At 41.7% G+C, this 5,561-nt stretch carries 5 protein-coding genes; 1 reads left to right on the forward strand and 4 read right to left on the reverse strand.

What is annotated here, in order from left to right; all coding sequences use genetic code 11:
- The 4 genes from H5072_RS10550 to H5072_RS10565 form a co-directional block, all read right to left on the reverse strand.
- On the reverse strand, positions 1 to 755 hold a 755-nt coding region (locus H5072_RS10550; RefSeq protein WP_182693499.1), incomplete at its 3' end, for an efflux RND transporter permease subunit.
- Positions 755 to 1,900, reverse strand: a complete 1,146-nt coding sequence (locus tag H5072_RS10555; RefSeq protein WP_182693500.1) for an efflux RND transporter periplasmic adaptor subunit — start codon at positions 1,898 to 1,900, stop codon at positions 755 to 757. The genes H5072_RS10555 and H5072_RS10550, both read right to left, overlap by 1 nt.
- The gene (locus H5072_RS10560) at positions 1,897 to 3,258 is read right to left on the reverse strand and encodes a TolC family protein (RefSeq protein WP_024596693.1); all 1,362 of its coding nucleotides are present in this window, start codon (positions 3,256 to 3,258) and stop codon (positions 1,897 to 1,899) included. The genes H5072_RS10555 and H5072_RS10560 overlap by 4 nt, the downstream gene beginning before the upstream one ends.
- Positions 3,259 to 3,391: 133 nt before the next feature.
- Positions 3,392 to 4,309: a LysR family transcriptional regulator gene (locus H5072_RS10565; RefSeq protein WP_220488585.1), complete on the reverse strand. Its 918-nt coding sequence runs from the start codon at positions 4,307 to 4,309 to the stop codon at positions 3,392 to 3,394.
- A gap of 80 nt (positions 4,310 to 4,389) precedes the next feature.
- On the opposite strand from H5072_RS10565, the gene H5072_RS10570 reads away from it, so the two are divergent.
- Positions 4,390 to 5,529 carry an alkene reductase gene (locus tag H5072_RS10570; protein WP_182693501.1) on the forward strand — a complete coding sequence of 380 codons (1,140 nt, stop codon included), beginning with the start codon at positions 4,390 to 4,392 and terminating at the stop codon, positions 5,527 to 5,529.
- Positions 5,530 to 5,561: the final 32 nt, after the last annotated feature.

Genomic DNA, 5,561 nt, shown 5'->3' on the forward strand with positions numbered 1-5,561 from the left:
AAGTCGCGCTGCCAGTAAGCTTGGTCGGCGGCTTTTAAGCGTATAATTTTACTGCTATCGCGCAAACTGGTCGAAAGCGGGCTTGATGACTCATTATTAATGACCTCACTTACATCACTAATAGTTAAGCCATACGCTTGTAATTTACCTTCGTCGATTTCTATGGACATCATCGGATCGAGCACACCTGATTGCTCTACGTCGCTAATGCCTGATTGCGCTAATAAATCGGCTTTAAGTTTTTCACCCAGGTTTTGTAATGTATGGCGATCTGCATCCCCAAAAAGTTGCAGCGTTAATGCATGATCTTGCCTACGGGCTTTATCAATAACAGGTTGCTCAGCATCTGCCGGAAAGTTATTAATAGCGTCAACTTGGTTTTTAACGTCAACAAGTAACTCATCGAGTGAGTAATCAGTACTTTTTTCAATGCTTACATGGCTGCCGCTAGCATCGGATGTAGAGGTAATACGTTTAATACCCGATACGGTTTCGAGCGCTTCTTCTATTTTTAACGCTATTCCTTCTTCGGCTTGCAATGCATCGCCACTGTCGTAAACCACCGATACCGAAATAGTATCTGGCTCTAAACTCGGAAAAGCCTCTTTACGTAAAGTCGTAAGCGACATAATACCCATTACAATCACACTAACTAACAATAAGTTAGCGGCAACAGAGTTATTTGCAAACCAATTAATAATACCGTGCAGCGGGTTATTATTGCTGGGTAATTGAGGTGGTTGATGAGGGCTCATTATTGTATCTCCTCAACTATTGGATTTACTTTCATGTCGTTTAAGTAACTAACAAGTGGGCGCGCCACCACTTTTAGATTTTTAGCACCATCTACTGGCGTAATATATACGTAATCTCCACGCTCAAATACTTTATTCGCTTGAGTGCTTACTAAGTTATTTTGATCATTCACGTACCAAATTAAGCCATCTTGCGATACCGCCGAAGCAGGCAGTTTTATTACGTTAGTTAACTGCTTACCGGCAATTTCTACCGCTAAAAATGTGCCAGGCAGTAACGGCGTTGTTTGCTCAAACGGTTTATCTAAGGCAACAATTACGCTGCGTTGACGCGAGCTGTCATCAAGATGTTGCTCAAAACGTGCAATATAACCGTTCCATTTAGTATTAGTGGTTACATCAGTTAAAATAACCTCGCCTGATTTATTATTTGCTAGGTTTTGCCACTGACTTAATGAAAGCGGTACCGTTATTTCTACTTTGTCAGTGCTGTTTAGCGTGGCAAGCGTATCGCCAATACTCACATAAGTACCTAAATCTATATCGCGCGATAAAATAACAGCGTCAAATGGTGCACTTAACTGGGTGTTATTTACATCACGCTGTGCGGTTTTAAGTGCATATTGTGCGTTATCGAGCGTAGCTTGCGCGGCTTCTAACTGCAGCGTTCTAAATACAAGCGGCGAGCTTGGCGCTTGCGTAACGCCTGAGCGATCCCATTCACGTTTTGCTTGATTACCTAAATCTTGTTCTTCTTGCAGTGCTAGTTTTGCATCAGCCAATGTTGCTTTTGCGCTAGCTAGAGCTTGTAAGTATTCGGTGTCATCAATTTGTGCAAACACCTGCCCTTTAGTTATTAAGTTACCGGTCGCAAATTGCTCGCTCATACTGGTTACTTCGCCTTTAACTTGTGCTTTTAAGCTAAGTGACCAATGCGCTTTAGCTTCACCGTGGCCGCTAACATAAGCCTGATAAGTGCTCGGAGCTGCATTAATTACCGATACATTTGGGGCAATAGCTTTAATAGCGGCAGGTTGTGGACTATTTGCTTTTTCAGCCATTTTTTGACCGTTATACATAATAGCAAGCCCTATACAAACAATAGCAACAAGCGTTACAACAACCGGTGTTGGCGAAATTTTCATGACGATACTCCAAGGCCCAAAGCGAGGCCTAAATCTATGCGGTTAGTTAAAAGGGTGTAGTTTATTTGGCTAAGCTGGGCTTGCAGGTCGTATACTTTTTGTTGCACTGTTAGCAAATCTAAAATATCAACCAAACCTTGTTGATACTTACTTTGATAGTTACTAAAGCTGCGTTTAGCGCTAGCAAGTGCATTGCTAATTTGCAGTTGCTGCTCGGTTAATGATTGCTCCTGCCCGAGTGCATTTTCAACTTCGTTTACCGCACTTAGCAGCGTATCTTGGTACTGCCAAAACGCTTGCTCGGCATTTAATTTTGCAATATCAACTTGCGCACGCAGTGCTCCACCTTCAAATAAAGGGGCACTTAAACTGCCTAATAAACTCCACACTGGGCTAGTTAATAATGCTTGGCTTGGCGTGCTTGCTAAATCACTCAGTGATGCCGAAAGCGAAATACTCGGTAGTAGCTCTTTGTACGATACATCAACCAAGTAATGCTTTGCCTGAATGTTGTAATAGGCACTTTGTAAGTCAGGTCGGCGCGCTAAATCTTGCTCTGGTAATGTACTTAATGGCTCAATAACGCTTGGTAGTGTTAATGTATTTGGCAGGTTTTGAAGTTTATCAGTGCCTACAATTAGCATTAAAGCACGCTTTGCTTTTGCTATTTGTTCTTGGTAATCGGCAATGGTTGCGCGAGTAGATGCCGTGCTAGTACGGGCGGTATCAAGCGCTTCTAAATCACCTAATCCATATTGGTAGCGCTCTACAATACTTTGCTCATTATTTTGTAAAACAACTAAACGTTGTTGCTCTATATCGAGCAAATTTTGCTGCAAAATAATGTTTAAATACGTGCGTATCACGCTGGCTACTAAGGTGTCTTTAGCGCCTTGATAAGTAGCTTGATTACTGGCAATAGTCATATCTTGCGCGGCTACGTTGTCAGCAATTTTTTGCCATATATCGGCTTCCCAACTTATACCTACTGATGAGCTGTATTGCGTGCCTTCGGTTTTACTGCGCTGCGCGTCAAATCCTGCATCTACACTAAACCACTGACTTGCAGCGGTTACATCACGCTGCGCATAAGCTAGTTTTAATGCAACATGCACTTGATTAAACGATGGGTTATTAGTAACAGCTTGCTCAATAAGCGAATCAAGCCCTTCAATATCCACCAAATCGGTAATGTAATTTACTTGCTGTGCGTTACTTTGCGTGTACTGCCAGTTTGTATGTTGCTTTAGCGACTGCTCAGTACTATTACCTTGATAGCTTGGCTGACTACTACATGCAGCAAGCGTACAACTAAGTGCAAGTAAAAAACCGGTTGAGTGCTTTTTAAAATAAACCATTTAACTATGCCTAATTCGTACTATTACACATAGCTTATTAGGTCGAGGGTTAAGGAGGGGTTAAATGATTTAATCTAAATATTGGGTTGCTAATTTAACAGTAAAAAGTAGTCACTTTAGATGTTTTATATCGTTATAAGTTTTGTAATTGCTCTATCAACCATTTATGAATAGGGCTGTTATTAGTACGCGGATGCCATGCGGCTATTACTTTAAATGTAGGGGGCAGAGCTTCTATTTTTAGCTGTTTAACTTTGCTGTTTGGTAATAATCTTGATGGGTAAAATGCGAGCATATCGGTTGTATGTAAAATGTCGGGCACCGCAGAAAAACTTGGTACCGACATTACAATATTACGTTTTAACCCTTGGCTTTCAAACCACTGATCGTGCGATCCGCGCAAATTTGCACGAGATGGCGACACCACTAGCTGTGGATGCTTTGCAAATTGCGCCAAACTCAAAGGTTCAGTGTAAGTCGTGTTACCTATACCGGTAATACACAAATGTTGTTCTTCAAACAAAGTGATATAAGAAAGGTTGTCGGGTATAAATTCTGGAAAGCTTATCAGCAAATCAAGCTCGCCTGCCGTTATAAGTTGATTAACGTTATCTGATGCAAAGTCGCGCACAATCAACTTTAAACCTGGCGCCTCGCGGCGGGTAATATTAAATAATTGCGGCAATAAGGCCTGCGTGGCGTAGTCGGTTGCGCTTATGGTAAACACACCTTTATAAGTTTGCGGGCTAAACTGCTCGGGCTCTAGTAACGACTCTAATTGCTTTAAAATATGATTAACAGGCGCCTTGAGTCCTTGCGCTTTAGGAGTAGCAACCATGTTATTGCCTTGGCGTATAAACAAGCGATCGTCAAATAAATCTCGTAGCTTTCGTAGTTGCTCACTAATGGCTTGTTGCGTTAACCCCATTTTTTTGGCTACTTGCGAAAGATTTTGCAGTTCTAATAAGCTACTGAGTACTCTTAACTGTTTTATATCGAGCCGACTAATACCATTCATAATTGTATGCTGCACAAAAAAGTGTTGTTTCAAATTGTATCCTTAAATCTCTATGCTGCCAATGTTGCTTAACCACTATTTAAGCCTTTGTTTGCTTTATAAGAGAATTTAAAATGAAATCAGATTTAGTTAATACCGCCCCTTTATTCTCATCAATTGAGCTTGGCCCTTTTACACTTAAAAACCGTATTGTGATGCCTCCTCTTACTCGCTCTCGCAGCACTCAGCCTGGCAATATTCCTAATGAATTAATGGCTGAGTATTACTCGCAGCGTTCATCGGCTGGTTTTATGGTTACCGAAGGCACACAAATAGAACCTCGTGGGCAAGGTTACGCTTGGACCCCAGGTATTCACTCGCAAGCACAAATTGAAGGCTGGAAAAAAGTAACACATGCAGTACACGCTAAAGGCGGCGTTATTTTTGCTCAGCTTTGGCATGTAGGGCGCGTATCGCACGCCACACTACAACCAAATTCAGGTAAACCGGTTGGCCCTTCAGATATTATTGCTGACAATGTAAAAGTATTTATTGAAACCGCACCTGGTGAAGGCGCATTGGCTGACCCAAGTGAGCCTCGTGCATTAAGTACTACTGAGGTTGGTGAACTGGTAAACATGTACGCTCAAGCTGCACGCAATGCTTTAGAAGCTGGCTTTGATGGTGTGGAGCTTCATTGTGCTAACGGCTATTTAGTTAATCAGTTTATTTCTGAGCATACTAATAACCGTGACGATCAATACGGTGGAACGCTTAGTAATCGCCTGCGCTTTTTAAAAGAGATAGTTGAAGCGGTAAGTGACGTTGTAGGCTCTGATCGTTTAGGTGTTCGCTTTGCTCCTTTATTTGAAAGCACAGATGAAACACGAGTGTATTTAGGACTTGTTGAATCAAACCCTCATCACACTTATATCCAGGCCGTTAAAGTGCTTGAGCAAGCAGGTATTGCTTACTTATCGATTGCGGAAGCTGATTGGGATAACGCTCCCGATTTACCACAAGAATTTTATAAAGCAGTCCGAGCTGAATTTTCAGGGCGCATTATTTATGCAGGTAAATACACAGTAGAAAAAGCAGTGCGTATTTTAGGTGAAGGTTACGGTGACTTATTTGCATTTGGTCGCCCATTTATAGCTAACCCTGATTTACCAGAGCGTATAGCAAATAATTGGACGTTTAACGAAGCTGATGCAGCCACTATGTATGGCGGTACTGAAGTAGGTTATAGCGATTATCCTTTTTATCAAAAGTAATTAACCAGCAAAGCCAAGGAAGGCTTAATTAC

The organism is Pseudoalteromonas sp. SR45-5 (assembly GCF_014163565.1).
Classification (GTDB): domain Bacteria; phylum Pseudomonadota; class Gammaproteobacteria; order Enterobacterales; family Alteromonadaceae; genus Pseudoalteromonas; species Pseudoalteromonas distincta.